General features: G+C 69.6%; 3 protein-coding genes. All 3 read left to right on the plus strand.

Annotated elements, in window-relative coordinates; all coding sequences use genetic code 11:
- Positions 1-140: 140 nt before the first annotated feature.
- A complete protein-coding gene (locus ABNF97_RS33675) occupies positions 141-1,304 on the plus strand; it encodes a tyrosine-type recombinase/integrase (protein WP_349341029.1) in 1,164 nt (387 codons plus the stop codon).
- Entirely contained in the window at positions 1,304-1,633 is a 330-nt protein-coding gene (locus ABNF97_RS33680; RefSeq protein ID WP_349341030.1) for a helix-turn-helix domain-containing protein, read from the plus strand. The genes ABNF97_RS33675 and ABNF97_RS33680 overlap by 1 nt, the downstream gene beginning before the upstream one ends.
- Positions 1,630-3,589 (plus strand): site-specific integrase (locus ABNF97_RS33685; protein WP_349341031.1); only part of this gene is annotated, 1,960 nt, incomplete at its 3' end. The genes ABNF97_RS33680 and ABNF97_RS33685, both read left to right, overlap by 4 nt.

The following is a 3,589-nucleotide window of genomic DNA, read 5'->3' on the forward strand; positions in this document are numbered from 1 at the left end:
CGCCTACGCCAACCCTCGGGAAATGCATCAGACGGGCGAGAAAGTCGCAGCTGGCATGGTGAAGGCGGGGCTTGGAGCTTAGCGGAGCGCACGTTAGCGCACGGCTTTGACCTGCTCGTTTGGCGATACGGTCCCGTCTGATGCATGATCCTCCCGCTATCCGGGTGCGTCGGGAGGGTCGGTTGCGGCGGGTCGACTTGGCGGGTGCGGCGCACCTGGAGCTGGTGTCGGGTGTGATCCGGTTGCGTCCGGAGGACGCGATGAGCGAGGCGATGCTGCGGGGCTGGCGGGCGCAGCAGAGCGCTCGGGGCCTGCGGGAGGAGACGATCGCGGAGCGGGAGCGGCTGGTGCGCCAGTTCATGGCGTTCACCAACGAGTACCCGTGGCGGTGGACGCCGGCGCATGTCGACGAGTGGTCGATGTCGCTGACCGGCGAGCGGCATCTGGCGCCCGCGACGATCCGCGCCTACCAAGGGACTCTGCGGATCTTCAACGAGTTCCTCTGCGACGGCCGGTATGGCTGGGCGGTGGCGTGTGAGCAGGAGTTCGGGCCGGGTGAGCACCCGGTGGCGATCGTGCACGAGTGGAACTCGATCGCCCATCTGCAGACCTACGAGGGTGACCCGGACGAGCGTCCGTTCACCCGCGACGAACTGCAGCGGTTCCTGGACTACGCCGATGACCAGGTCGATCGTGCGGTCCGCGCGAAGCGCAAGGGTGCGCTGGCGGCGTATCGCGACGCGACCTTGTTCAAGGTCATGTATGGCTGGGGACTGCGTCGCAACGAGACGTCGAAACTCGACATCGCGGACTGGGGCAGCAACCCGGCTGCTCCGCAGTTCGGGCGGTACGGGTCGCTGCACGTCCGCTACGGCAAGGCCAAGCGTGGTCAGCCGCCCCGGCGCCGCAACGTGTTGTCGGTGTTCGGGTGGGCGGTGGAGGCGGTGAGCGACTACGTCGAGAACGTCCGCCCGCGGTTCGGGTTCACCGACCATCCGGCGTTGTGGGTGACCGAACGTGGTGGGCGGATCAAGCCGCCGGAGATCAACGCGAGGTTCGTGTCCTACCGGGAAGCGCTGGGACTGCCGAGAACCCTCTCGCCGCACGCTCTGCGTCACGCCTATGTCACCCACAACACCGAGGACGGGGTGGACCGGCGCTTCATCCAGGTCCAGGTCGGGCACGAGAGCGACAGCTCCACGGCGATCTACACGCACGTGTCCGACGACTTCATGAACACCGCACTGCGCAAGGCACTCGCGCCGGCACTCGGGCCGGCCGCAACGGACGGGAAGGACCACTGATGGCCCCGAAGCTGGACTACCGCTGGCATTTACGCCGGATCATGGCCGACCGGGGCATGTTCCAAACCACGGACCTGATCAAGCCGCTGGCCAAGAGGGACATCACCTTGTCCTCCAGCCAAGTCTTCCGGCTGGTCACCGAGCGGCCCGAGCGGTTGAGCCTGAAGATCCTGATGGCGCTGATGGACATCCTCGACTGCACGATGGACGAGCTCATCGAGCCGGTCGCGGCGGCTGGCGCCGGGACGCGGCCGAAGAAGGCGGCTGGCGGCGCTGAACCGGCCGGCCTGGGCGAGTTGCGGCCGAAACGGGCCAGGATCACCGGGTGACCAAGAGGATCGACCGATCGCTGCTCGCGCAGCAGGTCGGTCCGCTGCTTGCGTTGCTCGCCGAACTCGAGCCCGCCCTGGAGACCGAAACGGTCCTTGCCGCGGTCCGCGAGGCGGCTGCGTTGCCGTCCGGGCAACAGCGGATCGCCAAGGAGGTGGTCGAACGCCCGGAACTGCTCACCGGCCAGGCCTCCGCCGCGACGCTGCCCGGCGTGCTGCGCCTCGTCGATGCCCTGGTCCGGGCCGGCGCCACGACCGTGGTTGCACCGCTCTGCCCGCGCTGCGGGAAACTGCGCCCGCTCAGCCGCCCGTTCGACGGCCTGCGGCTCTGCGCCGGCTGCACCCGCAAGGCTGTGGCCATGCAGTGCGGTCGTTGCGGAAAGCTGCGGCCTCCGGCCCGCCGCAACGACAACGGCCACCCCATCTGCCAGCCCTGCTGGTGGAGTGATCCCCGCAGTTGGAAAGCCTGCACGAGCTGCGGCGACCTGCGCCGCGTCGCCGCGATGACCGAGGCCGGGCCGGTCTGCACCCGCTGCCGGCCGAGGCCCGAACTCGTCTGCGGCATCTGCGGGCGAACCGGCCGGTGCACCATCTCACGCGCTACCGGCCAGCCGATGTGTGACCGCTGCCGCGAGCGCTGGGCCGTCTGCTCCCGCTGCGGCGCCGGCGCCTCGTTGAAGGGCGGCACGCGCGACGAGCCATTGTGCGCCCGCTGCGTCAACCCCGACCCGACCTTCTGGACCCGCTGCGGCGTCTGCGGCATCACCTGGCAACTCACCACTGCCGAGTGCACCCGCTGTTCCCTGGACCGCAACCTCGCCGGGATCTTCACCGCCGCTGACGGCGGCACCGCGACCCAACTCGACCAGTTGCGCCAGGCATTCGTCCTGGTCGACCGCCCCGATCACGCGATGGACTGGCTGAACAAACCCGGTGTCCGCAACACTCTGCGCACCGTCGCGCTCGCGCGGCCCGCCATCACGCACGAGGCGTTGGACGCGATGCCGACCAGCGGCACCCTCGCGCATATCCGCTCCATGCTCGTCGTCGCCGGCGCGCTCCCGGCCCGCGACGAGCGCCTGGCCGCTCTCGAACCGTGGATCAAGAAGACCATCGCCGCGCGGAAGAGCCTCGAGCACCAACGCGCCCTGCACGCTTACGCCGTCTGGCACCATCTGCGTCGCCTGCGCGGCCGCCTCGACGACCGGCCCGCTTCCCACCAGCAGGTCAACAACATCCGCCAACGGGTCGCCGGCGCCGCGGCCTTCCTGGACTGGCTGCACACCCGCGGATCGACCCTGGCCACCTGCGCCCAGGCCGACCTCGACCAGTGGCTGGCCAGCAAACCTGCACCCGCGGCCCGATCCGCGAACTTCGTGCGGTGGGCCACCGTCCACCACCAGGCACCCAAGCTCAGCGCCCCGGCAACGCGCTGGACCGGCCCCGCCGGGCCACTCGACCAGGACCGCCGCTGGGCCGACGCCCGACGGCTCCTGCACGACGACTCATACCCGGCCGCCGACCGGGTCGCCGGACTTCTGATTCTGCTCTACGCCCAGAAACTCAACGTCATCAGCACGCTGACGACTCAACACCTGCGCCACGCCGACGGCCAGACCCTGCTCGCACTGGGCAGCCGGCCCGTCGTCCTGCCCGCCCCGCTGGACCGCCTCGTCAACGAACTCGCGAACGCCACCGGACCGACGCCGGGCGGCAGCCTGATCAACACGCCGTCCACCTGGCTCTTCCCTGGACGCTGGCCAGGACGTCCCCTCACCGAGGACGCCCTCGCCAGACGGCTCCGAGCGCACGGACTGCAACCACGCCAAGACCGCAACACCGCACTATTCATGCTCGCCGCCGAGGTCCCGGCCGCGATCCTGGCCAAAATGCTCGGCATCCACATCAAAGCAGCCGTCCAATGGCAGCAACTCTCCAACGGAGACTGGACCACCT

The sequence above is a fragment of the Plantactinospora sp. B6F1 genome, assembly GCF_040120695.1.
In the GTDB taxonomy this organism is placed as follows: domain Bacteria; phylum Actinomycetota; class Actinomycetes; order Mycobacteriales; family Micromonosporaceae; genus Plantactinospora.

Coding starts and splice junctions, on each gene's coding strand:
- ABNF97_RS33680 (WP_349341030.1), top strand. CDS start 1,304: ATGGCCCCGAAGCTGGACTACCGCTGGCATTTACGCCGGATCATGGCC.
- ABNF97_RS33675 (WP_349341029.1), top strand. CDS start 141: ATGCATGATCCTCCCGCTATCCGGGTGCGTCGGGAGGGTCGGTTGCGG.